Consider the following 20,076-nt stretch of genomic DNA (forward strand, 5'->3'; position numbering starts at 1 on the left):
AACGGATCGCGACCAACGGAATCTCCAGGCCGCACAAATATTCAGGAGCGCGGAAAATACGCATCCACGCGCGGAAGTCAATGGCCAATATGGCCTTGGTCTTCATTTACTTTTAGAGCGCATTCCGAAAAGTGTGCAACGGTTTTCGGAATCAAATGCGCGACAACACAAAATGTTAGAGCGAGATTTCGATTCAAGCTGAACGAAATCCGCTCTAACAGGCGCGATCACCGCCGCTTACCCTTCTTGGTCTTCGATTTTTCGGTAATGCCCTTCTGGCGCGCTTTGCCCGATTTGGACCCGCCCTTCGGCCCGCCCGGTCCTTTGCGGCGCAGCGCCGTATCGACGCGCGAGCGCACGCCCAGACGCGGGCGCGGGGCGCTGGGGTCGGGGGCTTCGGGCTCGGACAGGGCCTTGAAGACCAGCCCGCCGGTCATCGGCATGGCCTCCAACAACTGCACCTCGATCTTGCGCCCCAGCGTCCAGCGACGGTGATGGCGCTCCCCCACCAGCGCGTGGGCCGTGTCGTCATGAATATAATAGTCATCCACGAAGGAGGAGGCGGGGATGATGCCGTCGGCCCCCGTCTCGGTCAGCTTGACGAACAGGCCAAAGCGCGTGACGCCGACGATGCGGCCTTCGAACGTTGCGCCCACCTTGTCTTCGAGGAAGGCCGCCACATAGCGCTCTATGGCCTCGCGTTCGGCCTGCATCGAGCGTCGCTCGGTGGCGGTGATGTGCTCGGCCGTATCGGCCATGGTCTTGACCTCATAGTCGGTCAGACCGTCATCCCCTAGGTTCAGCGCACGGATCAGGGCGCGGTGCACGATCAGGTCGGCATAGCGGCGGATCGGCGAGGTGAAGTGGGCGTAGCGGTCGAGATTGAGGCCAAAGTGACCGAAATTCTCAGCGCTGTAATGGGCCTGCATCTGGGTGCGCAAAACCACCTCGTTGATGATTTCGGCGTGCGGCCCGTCCTTCTGGCTGTTGAGCAACTGATTGAAGCGCTCGGTGCGCGGCGGCTCGCCCTTGTTCCACGGCAGGCCGATCGTGGCCAGAAAATCGGCCAGATTGCCGACCTTCTCGAGGCTGGGCTGTTCGTGCACGCGGTAGATCAGCGGCGTCCTGTGCTTTTCCAGCGTCTCGGCGGCGCAGACATTGGCCTGAATCATCATCTCTTCGATGAGCTGATGCGCCTCAAGGCTGACGCGGGCGGTGATGGCCACCACATTGCCCTCAGAATCGAGCTGTACCTTGCGCTCAGGCGAGTTGATGGCCAGAGGCTGACGCTCGCGCCGGCCGCGGCTCAGGCAGGCGTGCGCAGCCCACAGGGGCCTCAAGAGCGTGTCGAGGATCGGCTGCGTCTTGTCGTCGGGCGTGCCGTCGATGGCCGCCTGCGCCTGCTCATAGGAGAGCTTGGCGGCAGAGCGCATCAGGCCGCGCGCAAACTGATGGCCGATCTTCTTGCCCTCGGCATTGAAGACCATGCGCACGGCCAGGGTGGCGCGGTTCTCGCCTTCCTGAAGCGAGCACAGGCCCGACGACAGCACGTGCGGCAGCATGGGCTCCACGCGGTCGGGGAAGTAGGTCGAATTGCCCTTTTCGCGGGCGTCCCGGTCCAGCGACGAGCCCGATTTGACGTAGTGGGCCACATCGGCAATGGCCACCCACACGACGTAGCCGCCGGGATTGTTGGCGTCATCATCGGCATGGGCATAGACGGCGTCATCGTGGTCGCGGGCGTCTTGCGGGTCAATGGTGATCAGCGGCAGGTGGCGCAGGTCCTCGCGCCCTTTGAGGTCAGGCGCCTGCGCGGCCTCGGCCTCGGCTTCGGTCGATGAGTCAAAGCCGACTTTCAGCCCGTGGGCGTGGATGGCCATGATCGAGGCGATGCGCGGGGAGTCCTCCTTGCCGATCACCTCAATGAGCTTGGCGGGCTTGGGGCCATAGCGGTGGTTGCCGCCTTGCGGCGCGGCGATCACCACATCGCCGTCTTCGAGGGCGTCGATGGCCCCGGCGACGAGGGTGTAGCTGTCCTTCGACTTTCGATCGACGCTTTCGAGGCGGATGTCGCGCGGGCCCTTGCGCGCCTTACCGATGCGCACCACGCCGACCAGCTTGGGCGCGCCCTGATCCAGCACCTTGACGAGGTGGGCGATCCACTCCTCAGAGGTCTGCTCAAAGCGCACATAGATGCGGTCACCGACGGCAGGCGGCGTCTGGGCGATGGCTTTTTTCAGCGGGGCAAGGCGGGCCAGAGGCGGCTTGTGCTTCAGATTCGGATCGTCCGACTTGCCCCACTTGACCCACAGATCGCCGTCTATATCGCGCTCGACCACCTCGGCGACGCCGGTTTCGGGCAGGGCGCCGACGGCCCCGAACGACTTGCGCCCGCTCTTGTTCAGCTTGCCCGAGTCGGCCAATTGCTTGAGCCTTTGGCGCAGGGCGCGGCGATCTTCGCCCTTGAGGCCGAACTGTTTAGCCAGGGCGCCGACATCCAACTCACGGGCGGACTTAAGGACGTCGAGGAGGGTGTCGTCATCCGGCAAACCAGAGGTGGCGCGGGGCGTAGAGGGTGTTTTCATGAGTCGCACTGTAAAGGGTTTGGCGGCGCGAGGCGATGTTTTCTTGTGCTATGCCCGGTCTCTTCTGGCCGCCCTTGTCTCTGCGGTGACCGCGGGGTATCAAAACGGATCACACAGGGGAGAGACCCATGCGCAAGGTGGCAATGGTCGGACTGATGGCGCTCGGCCTGACGGCCTGCGGGCAAAAGCCCCCTGAGCCGCAGCCGTCCGAGGCGGCGAAGCAGACCTTCACCGGCTGCGAATGGCAGGCGGTGCGAGGGCGGCAACTGTCTATGTACGCCTTTGCGTGCCCTAACACCCACATGGTGGCCGATGAGACCCTGCCCGGTTTTGGCGTGGTGGAAAGCGGGCCGGACGACGTCAGCTATTACCGGCCCGTCCTCCGCGCTTTTGCCAAGCCGCCGCAGGCCGCCATTGAGTCTGTCCTGCCGCAAATCCGCAAACTGACGCCACAGGCCGCAGCGTGTGTGCTGACCCCGGCGCAGGACCCGACGGCGGAAAAGACGACGCGGGCGCTGTTTGAACTGACCCCCACCGGTGAGGCGCTGAAAGCGTGGGAACAGACGGTCGAGACCGGGGAGGGCGAGGCTTTGCCGTGCGGCCCGATGGGCGTCGGTATAGCCGGATCGCGCGTCTTTGAGGTCCTGCCTGATGATCCGGCCTATGTCGTCTATATCGACTACGGTTCGGAAATTCAGATTTTCGACACGACGACGCTGCGTCGGGTCAAGAGTGATCAGCCGAAATAGACCTTAGCCGCGTCGGCATCCCTGGCGATTTGTTCTTTAAGCGCCTCAAACGACGGAAATTTCTGTTCCGGGCGCAGATAGTGCAGCAGTTCGACCTCGATCACCTGATCATAGATGTCGTGGTCCAGCCCGAAGATATGCGTCTCGAACCGCTCGGTGAGGCCGCCCACCGTCGGGCGCTTGCCGAAGTTGGTGACGCTGCCCAGCACCCGCCCGTCGCTGAGCCGTGTGCGCGTCACATAGACCCCGTATTTCGGGCGCAGATAGTCGCCAAGCTCGATATTGGCAGTCGGAAAGCCGATCTGACGGCCGATCTGATCGCCGCGCGTCACCACACCGGTAAAGGCCTGCGGCCGGCCCAGCACGTGCCCGGCCAGTTGCGCATCACCGGCTTCCAGCGCCTCACGCACGGCCGACGACGACAGCTTGTGCCCCGTCTCATCGGTCTGGCACGGCGTAACGGCGGTGGTGAAGGCCATCACGGCGCCGGCTTCGCTCAGCGTCTGCGCCGAACCGCCGCCCTTCGCGCCATAACGGAAGTCGAAGCCGCAACTGATGTGGCTCAGTTTCAGGTGGTCGTGCAGGATGTTCTGCGTAAACGCCTCGGCGGTCAGGGCCGACAGCGTCTCGTCAAAGCGCAGCACAAAGACGCATTCGACGCCCAGCTCTGAGAAGGCGCGCACCTGCTGATCGAGAGTCATCAGGCGAAACGGCGTGACGGGCTTTGCGGCGCGCGTCAGAAAAAAGGCCTGCGGGTGCGGGTCGAAACAGACGACGGCGGAGGGGGCCCCCAGACGGTGCGCGGCGGCGATGGCGTTTTCAATCACCCGCTGATGGCCGCGGTGCACGCCGTCAAAGCTGCCGATGGCGGCGCAGGCACCGGTCGGCCACGCCACACCCTGCGCAGGCGTATTGAGCGCCTGCGCGCACAGGGCCCCGCCGGGTTCGAGCGTCAGAAGAAACGCCTTGGTCGCCATCTGTGTCACGATCAGACCGGCTTGCGCGGGGCGATGACCTCAGCCACGCCCTTGGCGTAGGTCTTGCCGCCGACGCTGGCGACGGTGGTCAGGGTCACAACGCCGGTCTTGGGCTGAATGTCGGTGACGGTGAGGGTGATGGTCACCACGTCGTCGATTTTCACCGCGCGCTTGAAGCTCAGCGACTGCGACACATAGATGCTGCCGCGTCCGGGCAGGCCCCCGGCGATGGTCGCCGAAATCCACGCATTGAGCAAAGCGCCGTGGGCGATGCGGCCCTTGAACGGCGTGGTCGCCGCATAGGCCTCATCGACGTGCACGGGGTTATGGTCCTCCGACACATCGGCAAAGGCACGGATGGCCGCGTCGGTGGCGGTGAAGGCGCGCTCCAGCGACTGACCCACGCTCAGGTCTTCGAGATAAACGGTGACAGCATCGGTCATCAGCAAGGGTTCCAATGGGGGTTTCGCCTGATCCATAGCGGGATGCGTTTAGATGAAAACATCATCCCGCTATAGATTTCTATTTTGTCGCGCAATTTTCCGAAAAGTGGTTTCCACTTTGTCGGATTGCGCTTTAGGGCGCTCAGCGGCGTTTGCCAAGACGCCCGGCGCATAATCCTGCCCCGGAAGCCTGCGTAAAACTGTCCCGATTTGGCATTGTTTTTTCAAACGCGGTTCATAAAACGCAGGTTTTTCATGGTTAATTATAGTTATATCGTTGAATTAGATGAAAAAATTTGATCTGGGCCTTTAACTCTATTTTATCCGCTTGCTGCCATGATGCCTTAGTCAGATGTGAAGGGCCTGCATAAGGCGGGCCCGAGTTATTAAAGGTGGGCACACTCACATGGCCGTCGATATGTCCATGCAGATCCTGGTGGTTGATGATTACAAGACCATGCTGCGGATCATTTCCAATCTGCTGAAGCAGCTGGGATTCGAGAACATCGAGGAAGCGTCGGATGGCGCGGAAGCCCTCGAAAAGATGAAGAAGACCAGCTACGGTCTGGTCATTTCCGACTGGAACATGGAGCCCATGACCGGCTATGAACTCCTTTTGAAGGTGCGTTCGGACGATTCGCTGAAACGCACGCCCTTCATCATGGTCACGGCCGAATCCAAGACCGAGAACGTGATCGCCGCCAAGAAGGCCGGCGTGAACAACTACATCGTCAAGCCGTTTAATGGCGCGACGCTGAAGCAGAAGATCACCGCCGTTCTCGGCGAGTTCTAAAGCGCCATCCGACAGGGGGAGACCCCTTTTCGGAAAAGGGCGCGATAAAACAAAAAGCGTAGATCGAAGTGACGACTCTCCTGAAAGTCATTTGGATCCAAGAATTGACCGACTATCAAGCAGGTTAAAATGGGCCAGGTTGCACCCAAACAGGCTGAATCTCCCGCACTGGAGCCCGTTGACGCGGCTCTGGCCGCGGCGATGGAGCCCAAGCTGATCAATTTGATGCAGCAGTCCGAGGCCCTCGTCAGCCTGATGCGTGAGTTCTTCCAGCAGCTCGACAGACGTCGCGCCGAAGAATTCGCCATTATCGCCGGCTACATCGCCAAGGCCAAGGAAGAGATTCGCGAACTGCGTCCGCATGATCTGTCGCAGGAGCGTATCCCGACGGCAGGGGCGGAACTGGAAGCGATAACCCGCGATACCGAAAACGCCACGCACAACATCATGAACGCCGCTGAAGCGATCATGGGCATGGATGTGTCGGACCCCAAGGCCTATAAGGCGGCGGTGGACGACGAGGTGATGAAGATTTTCGAAGCCTGCTCGTTCCAGGACATCACCGGCCAGCGCGTGTCGAAGGTCGTCAACGTCCTCAAGCAGATCGAGGAGCGCGTCGGCAAGCTGGCGGCTACGCTGGGCGTCGAAGACAAGGATGTCGAGCTGTCCGAGCGTGAAAAGCGCGCCCGTGACCTGTTGCTCAACGGCCCCGCCATTGGCGGTCCGGAAACCCGTCAGGAAGCCATCGACGCCATGTTCGATGAAGCCCCTGCGGCGGCTCCGGAACTGAAGGTGCAGGCCCCCAAGGTCGAAGCGCCCAAAGCCGAACCTAAACCGGAACCGAAGCCTGAGCCCAAACCGGAACCGGTGGCCAAGGCGGCCCCGGCGCCCACTCCGGCCCCGTCTCCCGCGCCTGTGGCAGCGCCTGCGCCCGCCCCGGCGGCAGGCAATTCTCAGGACGATATCGACGCTCTGTTCGATACCCCGGCGGCCAGCAATGAGCCCCAGTCTCAGGATGACATCGACGCCCTGTTCGACATGTCGCCGGAAGAACTGAACAAGACCAATTCGCAGGACGATATCGACGCCCTGTTCGACTGATCCCCATAACGGACAAGGCCGGTTAACGGCCTGTCCCGCAGGCCTTCGTGATGGTGGCCCGTCAGGGCGGAATGACAGACCGTCATTCCGCCCTGACTGTTTTATTGTCGCGCATTTTATTCCGAAAACCGCTACGCACTTTTCGGAATGCGCTTAAACCCCTTCCGTCCCTATCCGGAAGGGGTTTTTGCTTGCCTGAACTATACCGCTTCGGGTTTACTGCTCTGTAGAGGGAAGTGGGGCAGGTCTTACCTGTAGGAGAATGAAGCTAATTCACGGCATTCTGGCTTCGATCCTGCTCACTGGATCGGCCTATTGCGGCTATATGGCCTATCTGGCCTTTGGCCTGCCCAACAGGCCTATCGAGGACTATCATTTTTCACCTCAGTGCGACCGAATTGAAGCGTCGTCCAATGCTCATAAAGGGTCTCCGCTGGAATGCGAGGCGCGTTTGAGAGAGGCCGATCTCCTTAGGGCAAATCCCGGACTGGCTGTCCGGGAAGGAGATAATCTGACGCTATTTTATGCCAACCGGATCGTTACACGTCTGGTGGCTTCGGAAACGCATGATGAGTGCGATACTGTCTCCATACACAAGGTATTGGCGGTAAGGGACGAGGCATCTGCCCGCATGGTGCCCCTCGTGCAAATTAGTTGTCATCACGGTGAATTTGAGCAGCGCTTCATTGTCCTGCGAGACGGAAAACGCTGGTGGATACCCGATGCGTCGGCTTCGCGCGACGGCCGGATTTTAGCTGTGGGTCAGAACTACGCCTACAACGATCCCAGCCTTGCGTTTACTCTATATGAGTGGCCATCACGAAAGGTGATGGCAAAATTCGACGCCTATTGCCGTGGATTGGTTTGGGCGGATGCAGATAATCTTGAGGTAACGTGTGTCACCGACGAGAGGAGCGCGGCTTTTGATGCTGTAGTAAGGCGTGATTCAGCGGGAAAATGGCGGATGCAGGCCACACGTTGGCTGCGCCCGTTCATGCGAGGTTACAATGATATGGGCGATATGGAGTATCCGCCGGCGTTTTCTCTAAAGTGGCTACCGGAGTTTGAAGCGCGCTGACGTCTGTCAGGCTCTTAGCGCCGCCAATTGCTGCGACAGATCGGTCTGGTCGCGGCTGTCGATCGAGGTGCAGATTTGCTTCACATCGACATAGCTGAACGGTTTGGGCAGCAGATAGTCGGCTTGTTCGCGGCGCGCCTTGTTGAGCATGGTGCGGATCATCACCGGGTCATTGCGCTGACCGGCAGACATGATACCGATGGGGGTGCCGGGCGCGCGCTCACGCAGCTCCGCCATGTGGTCCAGCACATTGTCTTCGCCCAGAAAAATATCAGCAAGAATGAGGTAGAAGCGCGTGACATCAAGTTGCGCCCAGGCCTCGTTCATGGAACTGGCTGTGAACACTTCGCAACCCTGCTGCGCGAACATGCGAGCGATGATGCGCGCCTGAGTGGCGCTGTCTTCGATAATCAGGACGGTTCGCGACACGGCGCCACCCCAGGAGTGTTTATGACCCCCTCATTTTGACTGCCACCCATTGATAAAACATTACCACGGAACAAATATCTAACGTTGTTATTTACCACGCCAGAGCGGTGGAAACGTAACGGGCGCTGGCCTTTTCGCTTTCCAGCACCTTGACCAGAAGTTGTGCGTCCAGTTGGCCCTCGGCATTGGTGGCCTCAAGTGCGTGGATGCCGGCCGCGATAAAGATGAGGTCGAGCCCCTGACCATTGGCCCCCAGCACGTCGGTGGGCAGGCCGTCACCGATGGCCAAAATGCGCGATCTATCTACCTCACGCCCGGCCACGGCGTTCAGGGCCTGATAGCACAGGTCGTAGATGGGGGCGTAGGGTTTACCCGCCATGATCACTTCGCCGCCAAAGGCCATATAGATGTCGGCCAAAGTCCCGGCGCAGTAGATGATCTGATCGCCGCGCTGTACGATGCGGTCGGGGTTGGCGCAGATCATGGGGATGCCGCGCCGGGCGGCGGCTTTCAGGTCGGGGTGATACTGCTCCAGCGTGTCGTTCTCATCGTCGAACAGGCCGGTGCAGGAGATGAAGGCCGCTGTTTCCGGCGTGCCGCTCAGATCGACGCCCAGGCCCTCATACAGCGGCGCGTCGCGCTCCGGCCCGATGACCCAGGCTGACCCTTTTGTGGCATAGTCTTTCAGGAAGGTGCGCGTCGCGTCGCCGGAGGAGACGATGGCCGAAAAGGCATCGTCATGGACGCCCAGATCGGCCAGTTGCGCCTTCAGCCCGGCCTGCGGGCGCGGCGAGTTGGAAATCAGCACCACCGGCCCGCGCTCGGCCTTAAAGCGGCGCAGGGCATCATAGGCTTCGGGAAAATGCCGCTTGCCATTATGGATGACGCCCCAGATGTCGCAGAAAACCGCGTCATACTCAGCGGCGATGTCGGACAGATGGGTCAGCAGATGCGGGGCGGTCATGGCGGGCCTTTCGTTGAGAACGGCCTTCATAGCGCGTGTGGCCGCTGGGGCAAGCGTTCAGTCGCTATAATACGACTTAAAGCCACGGATCAAACACTGGTACGCGGGCTTTTTCATAGTCCTGTGTATCGCGGGTGACGAGGGTCAGGCCGTGGCACAGAGCGGTGGCACCAATGATCAGATCAGGCTGTGAGAAGGTATGACCCTCACTTTGAACAAAGCTTCTTATCGAGCGCTTTCACAAGCGGTTCGCGGGCTTTGTGATGTTTGAATATGGAAGGTATGTGCATCAGGAAACGCGAATATCCATCCTGATGCACGGATCGCGTTTCTGAATCAATGAAGTTACGCAAGGCCATAGCGCTATCGCGATCATAGGCCCACAGATTGTGCCCTCGGTAAGAGATCAGGAAATACAGATCATCGGGCCAGTTCAGGCGGTGTTTGGATCTGAAGTGGCAGGCCGAGCACCGAACCGAACCCATGCCGCTTCCAGGGCTGCTGCGCCAATAATGGCTTTGCGCCCAGAATTGAGGTTCATATCCGTCTGGCAGGTCGTGAATGCCACTTTGCAGGGGACCATGCAGCCCCGGATAATATAAGGCGGCGTGCCATTTATGGCCGCAACCGTCTATATACCGACGATAGTCAAACGCTTTATTGGCTTTAAAGTAGGCGATGTGTTCACGGCGCTCTATCCTGCGATAGGTCGCAAACTCAAACTCTGCCAGACTTCGGCATATCGGGCAGTGAATGGCGAGCCGATGCGGGACGGGGTTCCATTCGTATAGTCTCGTCATAACAGCACTTCGATCTTAAGCCCGGCGGCGCTGCGGGGGCAGGGTCGATTTGATGAAGCCCGCAGGGGGGGCGGTTTCCAGCAGCACCTGCTCCTTAATGGCGCGCGGTTCGCCGAACAGGTGGCCCTGCGCGTAGGCGACCTCGATTTCGAGGATGTCCACCACCTGACGCTCGTTCTCGACCTTTTCGGCGATGACGTCGATGCCGTAGCGCGCCAGCAGGTTGGCGTAGTCGCCCGCGTGGATGTCTTTGAGGAAGCGCAAGGCTGGCTTACCGTCGATATTCATCAACTGATCGAGCAGGACATTGGCTCCGATCTTCACATAGCGGACGTCCGAGCGTTGCAGGTCGGTCAGGTCAAGGTCAATCGAGGTGATCTTGTCCAGCGAGAACTTGAAGCCCATATCGGCCAGTCGCGCCATGTGGCGGGCTTCCATGGCGCCGCGCGCCGCGTAGGCATCCTGCCCCAGTTCAAAGATTACCGAATCGGCCAGATCACGGTTTTCGTTGAGGAATTCGAGGAACTGCGGGAAGAAGACCTCGTCGCGCAGCGAGGTCAGCGAGATGTTGCAGAAGATGCCGATGCGGCGGTCCTGCTTGGCCAGACGGCGCACGATCTGCACGCAGCGGAACAGGAGCAGGTTGTCGATGGAGGGCACCAGACCTTCGGGTTCGGCCACCGACAGATATTCCGCCGGCATCAGCACGCGCCCGGTGGCGTCGCGCAGGCGCGAGAAGCTTTCGTAATAGATGGTCTTGCGCTGCGGCAGGGAGACGACCGGTTGCAGATAGAGGTCCACGCGGTTTTCGATCAGGGCCTGACGCACGGTTTCAATCAGCGCCATCGCCTGCTGCTCCTGACGCGACAGGGGGGCGGGGGCCGCGACCTGCGCCGGCCCGGCCTTCCAGTCGGACAGGCGCTCCTCGATGCTTTCGCCAAGCTTGAGCACCAGGTTTTCCAGCATCTTGACTTCGGTGGTCAGTTCATCCGTGCGGCCGACGCGCTGATGCTGCATCTGATCGGCCAGCTCAACCATGTCTTTCTGAGTGACATCAATGGCTTCGACCATCAGGCGATGGGCGTCGCGCACCAGATCAATCTCTTTGGAGAGGCGGCGTTCGGACAGGTACTGATTGACGAAATTATGGATGGCGAAACACACGGCCATCGTCGCCAATGCCGCCGCGATGCACGCGCCGGTGTCCGACCCGCCCGTGTAGAGGGCCATAGCCGCGCCCATGGACAGGAACAGATAGGTTCCCATCAGCAATATGGAGGTCAGTCTTCCCATCGGGTGTCCCTGTCGAACAGCCGCGCCGAATCGCGCCAGAGGCGACTATGCGGCGATTTGGGAACTAAGCCAAGCGCGTGTTAATATTTATGAACAACCGGTTAAGCGAGTCGGGTGCGACTAGGCCAGAAGCCCATCGCTGGCGCGGCGCAGAGGGCCGTTATAGGGCTGATCGGTCTTGCGACGACGGTCTGGGCCAAAATAGCTGGTGCAGCGGATATAGGGGCGCGGGCGCATCACCACGGCGTCGAGACGGCTCAAAAGCGCGCGGGCGGTGAGCGGCTTGGCCACGAACTCATTGACGCCGGCATCGCGCGCTTCGACGACGCGCGAGCGTTCGGAATGGCCGGTGATCATCACCACGGGCAGGTAGGGATTGACTGAGTCGCTGGCCGTACGCAGCATCCGGGTGAATTCGACCCCGTCTATGGGGTACATGTTGAAATCGACCAGGGCGATATCGGCGGGAAACTGCCGCAGCAGGTCGAAGGCCTCGGCACCATCACGCGCTTCGCGCACGTCACGGATGCCCGACCCCTTGAGGATGGCCAGAACGATGGAACGCATGTGCTGATTGTCTTCAACCAGCAGAATTTTCAGGGCACCGTAATCTGCCATATCCCCCAAAGTCCGGATAACGCTCTGCCTATAATGTTATGTAAAGGCGGCGTTGTTTTTGCAAACCTGTGACAAAGAGTAGCGCTGTTACGATGAAGGCGCAGCGAGATCAAGCCTAAATAAGCATCCGGTTTTAGAGCATAGGGCGCGAGGCGGCGAAATGTCGCAAGCGATTTGAAAATCAATAATATTATTATACGATAAACAATCTGCCGTATGGTAATATATACCCTTTTATGTCGCGCCGGACACAACCCACAACGAAGGGTCGAGCGCGCGGTCGCGCCACTTCAGACGCCAGCACAGATGCGGCCCCGTGGCGCGCCCCTTCTGCCCCACCTGACCGATAATCTGGCCCTTTGTCACCAGATCCCCCGCCTTTACCGTCAGGGTGGACAGGTGCAGATACATGCTGATCAGGCCCTGTCCGTGGTCGAGCAGAATCAGGCCGCCTTCGAAGTGCAGATCGGGTTCGGCCAGCGCCACGCGCGCCGTTTGCGGGGCATAGACGGGCGTGCCTTCGGGGGCAGCCATGTCGAAGCCGTAGTGCGGGCTCTTGGGTTCGCCATTGAGGACGCGCTGGTTGCCGAAGCGTCCGGAATTGACAAACCGGCGCAAGGGCCACTGAAACGGCTGGGTGAACCACGCGGCGTCTTCGCGGTTGGCAAAGCCGGTGTTTTTCAAGTCGCGCTCTCTGGCGATGCGCGCCAGAAGCGCCGGGTCCGAAGGACTGACCTTATCGGGGGGCAGACCGTCGATGCGCTGAATGTCGTAGGGGGTGCGCAGGATTTCAAAATCCATGATCGGGCCGGCCCCGATGGCCAGTCGCGCCATGGGCGGCGCATCGCGGTCAAAGCCGATGACGAAATCGCCCTGCGCCGAGGTCAGACCGCGCGCCGTGCCGTCAACACTGATTTCCTGACGCGGTTCGGCGCGGCCTATGGCAAAGCCGCCCTGCACAAACTTGCCCGTAAGAGTGTAGGGACCGCTTTTCAGGGTGCGCGCCCAAACCGAACCATAGGGACGCGGATCGGCGTTCAGAAGACCGGGCGTGACGCTACCGGCGAGGCCCAGCGCAAGCCCGCCCCTCAGAATGTCTCTCCGCTTTAGCGCCCGTTCAGAGTTTTCCATCGGGCCGTGGCCTCTTCCGGCCCGGCATAGGCCTCCTGCGTGCGGGGGTTCCAGTAGCGCAGGGCCTCCAACGGTATCTGCTTGCCCGACACGGCGCAGATCACGAACTTGCCCGGACGCATGACGGCGTATTCACCGTCTCCATAATGGAGGATGGCCTGATCGGGGAGGGGTGGCTTGGCATGCATGTTCATGCGCCCAAGATAGGCCCGACCACGGTGGGGCGCAAGATTAAAACAGGCTGCCCTGTTCCGGTTTGGGGGGCGCGGGGCGGGGTTTCGGAGTGGGTTTGGACGGCGGGGCTGAGGTGCCGTCGCTGGCCACGACGCCGAGCGTGCGGTCGCCCTTGAAGGTCAGAGTCAGGGCTTCGCCGGCGCTCACACCATCGGGTGAGGTGACGAGGTGGCCGTCGGCGCGGCTGACGCGGGCGAAACCGAGGTTCAGCGGCCGGTCGGGGTCAAGGCTGAGGCGCAACTGATCGAGCCGGTGCAGGCGTTCGGCTTTCTGGCTAAGCAGGCGGTCGAAAGCGGTGGCCAGACGTTGCTCTAACTCAGGCAACCGGGCGCGGCGTTCAGCATCATCGAGGCGACGGTTGAGGGCCGCGTCGAAACGCTGGCTCAAGCGGCTGAGGGTTTCGCGCTTCAGATCGAGCGGACGCAGGGTCAGGGCCGGGGTCAGGCGCGCCGACAGGCGGGTAAATTCAACCCTTTGCCGTTCCACGCCGCGTGTCAGGGCCGCCGTCGCACGCTCGGACAGTTGCGTCACGCGCTCGGCCTTGAGCTGGCGCGGGCGCTCCAGCAGGGCGGGCGAAAAGCGCGCCGCCGTGCGGGCAAAGGCCGTGTCGTGGGCATTGAGATTGCGCAACAGCCCGCCGCCCAGCCGGTGTGCCGCGTAGTCGAGCCTCTGTTGCGCGGCGTCGATCAGGTCCTGCGGCCTGGGCAGGGCGCGCCCCAGCAGGGCCACGCGCTCACGCCGGTTGCGCAGGGCCTGATCAAAACTGCCCAGACGGCGGCGTTCCAGATCGAGCACAAAGCCGCGCAGTTCGCTCAGGACAGGCGTCGCCATTTCCGCCGCCCCGGTGGGGGTGGGGGCGCGGCGATCCGACACAAAGTCGATCAGGGTAGTGTCGGTTTCGTGCCCGACGGCGGAAATCACGGGAAGGGTGCAGGCGGCGACGGCGCGCGCCAGCCCTTCGTCATTGAAGGCCCACAAGTCTTCGACCGAACCGCCGCCGCGCGCCACGATCAGCACGTCCGGGCGCGGCACAGCCCCCGATTGAAACCCGTTCAGCGCCTGAATGATCTGCGGCGGGGCGGCGTCGCCCTGCACAATGACGGGCCAGACGATGACGCGGCAGGGCCAGCGGTCGCGGATGCGGTGCAGGATGTCGCGGATGACCGCCCCGGTGGGCGAGGTGATGACGCCGATGGTTTTCGGCGCGAAGGGCAGGCGTTTTTTGCGTTCCGCTGCAAACAGCCCCTCGCCGTGCAGTTTCGCCTTGGTGCGCTCAAGCTGCGCCAGAAGCGCACCGATCCCGGCGGCTTCGAGGCTCTCGATCACGATCTGATACTTGGACGAGGCGGGGAAGGTGGTCAGCTTGCCCGTGACGATAACCTCAAGCCCGGCCTGCGGTTGCGCTTTCAGGCGGCTGACATTGCCCTTCCAGATAACGCCGTCGATGGCGGCGCGGTCGTCCTTCAGCGTCAGATAGACGTGGCCGGAGGTATGCCGCGTGACCTTGGAGATTTCGCCACGCAGCCGCACATGGTCATAGGCGCTTTCAATCGTGCGTTTGAGCGCGCCGGCCAGTTCGGATACCGACCACGGCGGGCTGTTGGACTGCGAATCAACGGGGCTGAGCAGGTCTTCGGACATGTCATCCGTTTACCTCTGACGCGTAAAACTGTCACGCGACGAAATGACCGGTTGCGCGCATGTAAATAACGTTGTTTTCTTCATTTTGTGCTAAACTAGAGCGATAAAAAGAGGAAGGCACCTGATGATCACCGAAACAAACGCACCGGTTTCCGAGGTCCAGCGGCGGGAGGCTCAGCGCCTGAGCGCCTTGCGCACTCTGGAGATTCTCGACAGCGAGGCCGAGCCCGAATTTGATCAGGTCACCCGTCTGGCGGCGGATGTGTTTGACTGTCCGATCGCCGCCATCTCGCTGATCGACGCGATTCGCCAGTGGTTTAAATCGAGTGTCGGCCTGTCGGTCTGTGAAACGCCGCGCGAACAGGCCTTTTGTGACTATACGATCTGCCGCGATGAGGTGATGGTGGTGCTGGACGCCACCAAGGACCCGCGCTTTGCCAATAATCCTTTGGTTCTGGGCGATACCCATATCCGTTTCTATGCCGGGGCGCCGATTCGCTTCGGGGAGGTGCTGGTCGGCTCCCTGTGCGTTATCGACACCGAAGCGCGCGCCGAATTCAACGACCGTGATCGGGCGCGTCTGACCACGCTGGCGGCCACGGTGTCGTCGCTGATGACCCTGCGCAAGGACGCCCAGATGCAGAAGGCGATTGTGCGCCGCTGCAACGAAAATCAGAAGAAGCTGGAGATGATGGAGGCGGTGGCCGGCGTCGGCTACTGGCACGTCGATCTGGAAAATCAGACGGTGGAATGGTCGCAGGGCGTGTACCGCATCCATGGCCTGACGCCGCAAATCTTCCACCCCAACCTGACCAATGCGCTGGAATGTTATCACCCCGACGACCGTCAGCGCGTGAGCGATTGCGTGAAGGCCGCCGCCTATCGCGGTGAGGGCTACAGCTTCGAAGCGCGGCTGGTGCGCGCCGATGGCGACATCCGCACGGTTTTCAGTCAGGGCTCGGTCGAATGCGACGAGGCGGGGCAGCCTCTGTCGCTGTTCGGCGTGCTTCAGGACGTGACGGGACGCAAATCTATAGCGGCGTGAGGTGGGGCAGAAGGTGAGTATATGTGTTGATTTTCACTTGGCCCCAAAGCGCTTGGCGATAACAACGATAATATACAGGCACACCCATGTTGCGCAGACCTGAATCAGATCAATTTGAAAATTATATAGAAATTCGGATTCAAAAAGTCTTTTTAATCCGAATTGCCAGACGTTCAGACCCACAATGAAGACAAGGTAAGCACCGAGAATGACGGTGATTGTGCCCATGCCTTTCAATGTTTTGAACCATATATTCAATACCGCCCCCGGTTAAGTTTCAGGCTGTGCTGATGATTTAACGTTTGCGATCTTTCTCCTCCCCTTGGCATAGCCGCAGGGAGGAGAGGAGGGAGGGCTTAAGCCTCCGCCTCGGCCTTTTTGGCGGTGGAGGCCTTCTTCGCCGCTGGTTTTTTCGCAGCCGCCTTCTTGGCCGGGGCTTTTTTGGCCGCGGTCTTTTTCACGCCGCCCTTGGCCTCGATCAGCGCCAGCGCCTGTTCCAGCGTCACGTCTTCGGGCTGGGTGTCCTTGGGGATGGTGGCATTGACCTTGCCGCACTTAACGTAAGGGCCATAACGACCGGCCATGACCTGAATGGCGTCGCCCGATTCCGGGTGCGCCCCCAGCTCTTTCAGCGGCGCCACCGATGAGGCCTTACCCTTGGCATTGGCGCGCTTTTCGGCCAGCAGCACGACGGCGCGGTTGAGGCCCACTTCGAAAATGTCGTCGAAGCTCGGCAGGTTGGCATAGGTCTTTTCGTGCTCGATAAACGGCCCGAAACGGCCCAGCGCCGCCGTGATCGGCTTACCGTCTTCGGGGTGGTCGCCGACTTTTCGCGGCAGGGACAACAGTTTCAGCGCGCGGTCGAGATCAATCGACGCCGGTGGCCAGGCCTTGGGCAGGGACGAGCGCTTGGGCTTGTCGTCCTTGGACTCCGCCTCGCCAAGTTGCACATAGGGGCCGAAACGCCCGATTTTCAGCGACACCACCTTGCCGGTGTCCGGATCATTGCCCAGTTCGCGGTCACCGGAGGCGGCGGTGTCTTCCGAGGCGTTTTCCGGATTGCCGACGGGGCGGGTATATTTGCATTCCGGGTAGTTGGAGCAGCCGACAAAGGCCCCGAAGCGCGAGGTCTTCAGGCTCAGTTGGCCCGTGCCGCAGGTCGGGCAGGCGCGTGGGTTGGAGCCATCGCCCTTGTCCGGGAAGATGTGCGGGCCCAGCGCGTCATTGAGACGGTCCAGCACTTCGGAGACGCGGAATTCGCTGATTTCCCCGGCCTTGGCGTGAAAATCCTGCCAGAATTCACGCAGCAGCGCCTTCCAGTTCAGATCGCCCGCCGAAACCAGGTCGAGCTTTTCTTCGAGATCGGCGGTAAAATCATACTGCACGTAGCGCGAGAAAAACTGATCGAGGAAGGCGGTGACCAGACGGCCCTTGTCTTCCGGGATAAAGCGGTTCTTGTCCATGCGCACGTAGTCGCGGTCGCGCAGAACGCTGAGGATCGAGGCGTAGGTCGAGGGGCGACCAATGCCCAGCTCTTCCATGCGCTTGACCAGCGAGGCTTCGGAATAGCGCGGCGGCGGCTCGGTGAAGTGCTGGGCCGGCTTGATGTCGTGCACATCGACCAGCGTACCGGTGCGCAGTTGCGGCAGGCGGCCACCGTCCTCGTCCGTCTCGTCGTCCTTGCCCTCTTCATAGAGCGCCAAATAGCCGTCGAAGGTGATGACCTGACCCGTGGCGCGCAGACCGATCGACCTGTCCTGATTGAGGAGGTCAATCGTGGTCTTTTCGACGCGGGCGGCCTCCATCTGGGCCGCCATGGTGCGCTTCCAGATCAGTTCGTACAGGCGCGCCTGATCGCCTTCGAGGCGCAGGGTCTCCGGACGGCGGAAGATGGAGGTCGGGCGGATGGCTTCGTGGGCCTCCTGTGCGTTCTTGGCCTTGACCTTGTAGAGGCGCGGTTCGGACGGCACATAGGCGCTGCCGAAGCGCTCGCCCACGGCCTTGCGAATCTCGCCTATGGCCGCCGGGTCGATAAACACACCATCGGTCCGCATATAGGTGATCAGGCCGGTCGTTTCGCCGCCAATATCGACGCCTTCGTAAAGTTTCTGGGCCGTCTGCATGGTGCGCTGCGCCGAGAAACCCAATTTACGCGCCGCCTCCTGTTGCAGGGTCGAGGTGGTGAAGGGCGGCGGCGGGGTGCGCTTGCCCGGTTTCTGTTCGACCGATTCGACGGCGAATTTCGATAGCGAGATGGCTTTGCGCGCCGCTTCGGCCTTTTCGGCGTCGTTGAGGTCGAACTTGGCGAGCTTCTTGCCGTTCAGGACGTTCAGACGCGCCGTGAAGGGCGGCGAATTGGCTGACACCTCGGCATCGACGGTCCAGTATTCTTCGGACTTGAACTTTTCGATCTCAAGCTCGCGATCAACGATGATCTTGAGCGCCACCGACTGCACGCGGCCGGCCGAACGCGCGCCCGGCAGCTTGCGCCACAGAACGGGCGACAGGGTAAAGCCCACGAGGTAATCAAGCGCGCGACGCGCCAGATAGGCCTCGACCAGCTCCATATCGATCTGACGCGGGGCGGCCATGGCCTCCTGAACCGAAGCCTTGGTGATGGCGTTAAAGGTGACGCGCTCGACGATCTTTTCCTTCAACACCTTCTTTTTATTGAGCACTTCCAGCACGTGCCACGAAATGGCCTCGCCTTCGCGGTCCGGGTCGGTGGCCAGAATGACGCGGTCGGACTTCTTTGCGGCATCGGCGATATCGCTCAGGCGCTTATTGGCCTTTGCGTCCACCTCCCAGCTCATGGCGAAGTCTTCGTCCGGTTTGACCGAACCGTCTTTCGAGGGCAGGTCGCGCACGTGGCCGTAGGAGGCCAGCACGGTATAGTCCTTACCCAGGTATTTGTTGATGGTTTTGGCCTTGGCCGGGCTTTCGACGATGACGAGGTTCATGAGGTCTTTAATAGGAGGAAAACCGACAATAGCAATAAGCGGTCGCTGAAAATTCCCGCCAACATGGGCTTGTGCGGCCAGCGTGTCAACGCAGAGGCGAAATTCAACCGGACGGCGGTTGATTTTGATGGTTGCAACTATAGGTTAAATTGGGATATGGTTCTCACTTAAGTCGTATAAAAACAGACCCAGATAATCGCATGAGTGACACCCCTGCTTCCCCGCCGGACACCCCGGCCTATATCACCGACTCCGAACACAGGGCCGAGGTGATCCGCTATATCCGCGATATGACGAAAGAGCTGTCGGTGCTAGCCGAACGGGCGCAATGCCCGCCGCTCAGCGACTGCCTGCGCAAGGCTTATCAGAAGGCGGGCGGGTTTTGAGACAAGCCGCTGAGAACGCTGCCAGAAGCCGCGGTGTTACCGGGCCTTTTGCAGCGTTTCAATATAGGCCTGATTGCTGGCCAGCTTTGCCCTTTCTTTGGTCAGAGCGGCTCCGGTCAGATTGCCTTTTTCCAGTAAGGCCGGAAGACGGCCGTTGAGTTCGGCCGCCTCTTGCAATTGTCCCGCTTTCAGAGCGTCCGTCATCTCGCTGTAGGTCAAATCGTAGCGGTGCTGACCTATGTTTCTGAGCATAGCGTCTGCGTGGGTTTTACGCCCCGGAACTTCCCGAAGCAGCGCATCATAGGCATCCATGTCCATGGCGTAGCCATTGCCACTGATGGCGACCGCATAAGCCAGCCGGAACCAGAGATCAGAGAAATATTTGCGATTGCCAGGGGCAAGGCACAGCCTCGACGTATAGATTTGCCGGACCTTCATGTACGCCTTAAGATTCCGATCAAAAACGTGCGAGGGCTGGGTGATATCCTGATAATCGTTACGCAGACAGCTTTTGATGCCATAATTGATGTAGGTGAGGGGAAGGCTCGTCCGGTTATGCGGAAGATGCAGATAGAGATGATGGGGGACTGAGTTTCCGAAATCAAAGCTCAGGGTAGCGTCCTGATAGCCACGCACCTGATCGGCCGGGATGGTGATCTGCCGTTTCCCGTCAACCAGCGTGGCCAATAAGGGGGCGTTGCCCTGTGCGGAGTCGAGTTTGACCTCTTTCAGGTCGTTACCCGTTACGGTTATTTGTATCAGGTAGTCTGAGCTTTGGGCGTTGACAGGGGCGGTGGCGACAGCCGTCACTAAGGCTACCGCAGACAGGTACGGAGTCACGATGGGCAT

20 protein-coding genes are annotated in these 20,076 nt (G+C 60.7%); 6 read left to right on the forward strand and 14 right to left on the reverse strand.

Annotated elements, in window-relative coordinates:
* Positions 1-227 precede the first annotated feature (227 nt).
* Positions 228-2,585, reverse strand: coding sequence for a ribonuclease R (rnr, locus tag EM6_RS12255; protein WP_126423426.1), 2,358 nt, complete (start codon positions 2,583-2,585; stop codon positions 228-230).
* 128 nt (positions 2,586-2,713) lie between these two features.
* Here rnr and EM6_RS12260 point away from each other — a divergent pair, with 128 nt between their 5' ends.
* The gene (locus EM6_RS12260) at positions 2,714-3,334 is read left to right on the forward strand and encodes a hypothetical protein (protein WP_126423428.1); all 621 of its coding nucleotides are present in this window, start codon (positions 2,714-2,716) and stop codon (positions 3,332-3,334) included.
* Here EM6_RS12260 and ribF read toward each other — a convergent pair.
* Positions 3,322-4,311 (reverse strand): riboflavin biosynthesis protein RibF, encoded by a 990-nt coding sequence (gene ribF, locus EM6_RS12265; RefSeq protein WP_126424138.1) that lies wholly within the window; start codon positions 4,309-4,311, stop codon positions 3,322-3,324. The two genes, EM6_RS12260 and ribF, sit on opposite strands and share 13 nt — an antisense overlap.
* Before the next feature lie 11 nt (positions 4,312-4,322).
* A complete protein-coding gene (locus EM6_RS12270; protein ID WP_126423430.1) occupies positions 4,323-4,754 on the reverse strand; it encodes a MaoC family dehydratase in 432 nt (143 codons plus the stop codon).
* Between the two features lie 406 nt (positions 4,755-5,160).
* Here EM6_RS12270 and EM6_RS12275 point away from each other — a divergent pair, with 406 nt between their 5' ends.
* The 3 genes from EM6_RS12275 (at position 5,161) to EM6_RS12285 (ending at position 7,726) form a co-directional block, all read left to right on the forward strand.
* Positions 5,161-5,547 carry a response regulator gene (locus EM6_RS12275; RefSeq protein ID WP_013480940.1) on the forward strand — a complete coding sequence of 129 codons (387 nt, stop codon included), beginning with the start codon at positions 5,161-5,163 and terminating at the stop codon, positions 5,545-5,547.
* Positions 5,548-5,676: 129 nt separating this feature from the next.
* Positions 5,677-6,648 (forward strand): protein phosphatase CheZ, encoded by a 972-nt coding sequence (locus EM6_RS12280; protein ID WP_126423432.1) that lies wholly within the window; start codon positions 5,677-5,679, stop codon positions 6,646-6,648.
* A gap of 262 nt (positions 6,649-6,910) precedes the next feature.
* Complete coding sequence (locus EM6_RS12285; RefSeq protein ID WP_126423434.1) at positions 6,911-7,726, forward strand: hypothetical protein; 816 nt, start codon at positions 6,911-6,913, stop codon at positions 7,724-7,726.
* A 6-nt stretch (positions 7,727-7,732) separates the two neighbouring features.
* Here EM6_RS12285 and EM6_RS12290 read toward each other — a convergent pair whose 3' ends face one another.
* The 8 genes from EM6_RS12290 to xseA all read right to left on the reverse strand — a co-directional run bounded on the left by EM6_RS12290 (position 7,733) and on the right by xseA (position 14,836).
* Positions 7,733-8,155, reverse strand: coding sequence for a response regulator (locus EM6_RS12290; RefSeq protein WP_126423436.1), 423 nt, complete (start codon positions 8,153-8,155; stop codon positions 7,733-7,735).
* Positions 8,156-8,246: 91 nt separating this feature from the next.
* Complete coding sequence (locus tag EM6_RS12295; protein ID WP_126423438.1) at positions 8,247-9,119, reverse strand: TIGR01459 family HAD-type hydrolase; 873 nt, start codon at positions 9,117-9,119, stop codon at positions 8,247-8,249.
* Between the two features lie 206 nt (positions 9,120-9,325).
* A complete protein-coding gene (locus EM6_RS12305; protein ID WP_126423439.1) occupies positions 9,326-9,919 on the reverse strand; it encodes a hypothetical protein in 594 nt (197 codons plus the stop codon).
* A gap of 15 nt (positions 9,920-9,934) precedes the next feature.
* On the reverse strand, positions 9,935-11,212 hold the full coding sequence (locus tag EM6_RS12310; RefSeq protein WP_126423441.1) for an EAL domain-containing protein: 1,278 nt from the start codon (positions 11,210-11,212) through the stop codon (positions 9,935-9,937).
* Between the two features lie 120 nt (positions 11,213-11,332).
* Positions 11,333-11,830, reverse strand: coding sequence for a response regulator (locus tag EM6_RS12315; protein ID WP_126423443.1), 498 nt, complete (start codon positions 11,828-11,830; stop codon positions 11,333-11,335).
* Between the two features lie 234 nt (positions 11,831-12,064).
* Positions 12,065-12,961: a M23 family metallopeptidase gene (locus tag EM6_RS12320; RefSeq protein ID WP_126423445.1), complete on the reverse strand. Its 897-nt coding sequence runs from the start codon at positions 12,959-12,961 to the stop codon at positions 12,065-12,067.
* On the reverse strand, positions 12,937-13,155 hold the full coding sequence (locus tag EM6_RS12325) for a DUF2093 domain-containing protein (RefSeq protein ID WP_126423447.1): 219 nt from the start codon (positions 13,153-13,155) through the stop codon (positions 12,937-12,939). The genes EM6_RS12320 and EM6_RS12325 overlap by 25 nt, the downstream gene beginning before the upstream one ends.
* 37 nt (positions 13,156-13,192) lie before the next feature.
* Positions 13,193-14,836: an exodeoxyribonuclease VII large subunit gene (xseA, locus tag EM6_RS12330; protein WP_126423449.1), complete on the reverse strand. Its 1,644-nt coding sequence runs from the start codon at positions 14,834-14,836 to the stop codon at positions 13,193-13,195.
* A gap of 124 nt (positions 14,837-14,960) precedes the next feature.
* Between xseA and EM6_RS12335 the strand changes: the two genes are divergently transcribed.
* Positions 14,961-15,881, forward strand: coding sequence for a PAS domain-containing protein (locus EM6_RS12335; protein ID WP_126423451.1), 921 nt, complete (start codon positions 14,961-14,963; stop codon positions 15,879-15,881).
* A 33-nt stretch (positions 15,882-15,914) separates the two neighbouring features.
* On the opposite strand, the gene EM6_RS12340 is transcribed toward EM6_RS12335, so the two are convergent.
* Both EM6_RS12340 and topA read right to left on the reverse strand, forming a co-directional pair.
* A complete protein-coding gene (locus tag EM6_RS12340; RefSeq protein ID WP_126423453.1) occupies positions 15,915-16,139 on the reverse strand; it encodes a hypothetical protein in 225 nt (74 codons plus the stop codon).
* Between the two features lie 98 nt (positions 16,140-16,237).
* Entirely contained in the window at positions 16,238-18,841 is a 2,604-nt protein-coding gene (gene topA / locus EM6_RS12345) for a type I DNA topoisomerase (RefSeq protein ID WP_126423455.1), read from the reverse strand.
* Positions 18,842-19,041: 200 nt separating this feature from the next.
* Between topA and EM6_RS12350 the strand changes: the two genes are divergently transcribed.
* Positions 19,042-19,227, forward strand: coding sequence for a hypothetical protein (locus EM6_RS12350; protein ID WP_126423457.1), 186 nt, complete (start codon positions 19,042-19,044; stop codon positions 19,225-19,227).
* Between the two features lie 36 nt (positions 19,228-19,263).
* Here EM6_RS12350 and EM6_RS12355 read toward each other — a convergent pair whose 3' ends face one another.
* Positions 19,264-20,076: a hypothetical protein gene (locus EM6_RS12355; protein WP_126423459.1), complete on the reverse strand. Its 813-nt coding sequence runs from the start codon at positions 20,074-20,076 to the stop codon at positions 19,264-19,266.

Origin of the sequence: Asticcacaulis excentricus (assembly GCF_003966695.1) — a bacterium.
Classification (GTDB): Bacteria; Pseudomonadota; Alphaproteobacteria; order Caulobacterales; family Caulobacteraceae; genus Asticcacaulis; species Asticcacaulis excentricus_A.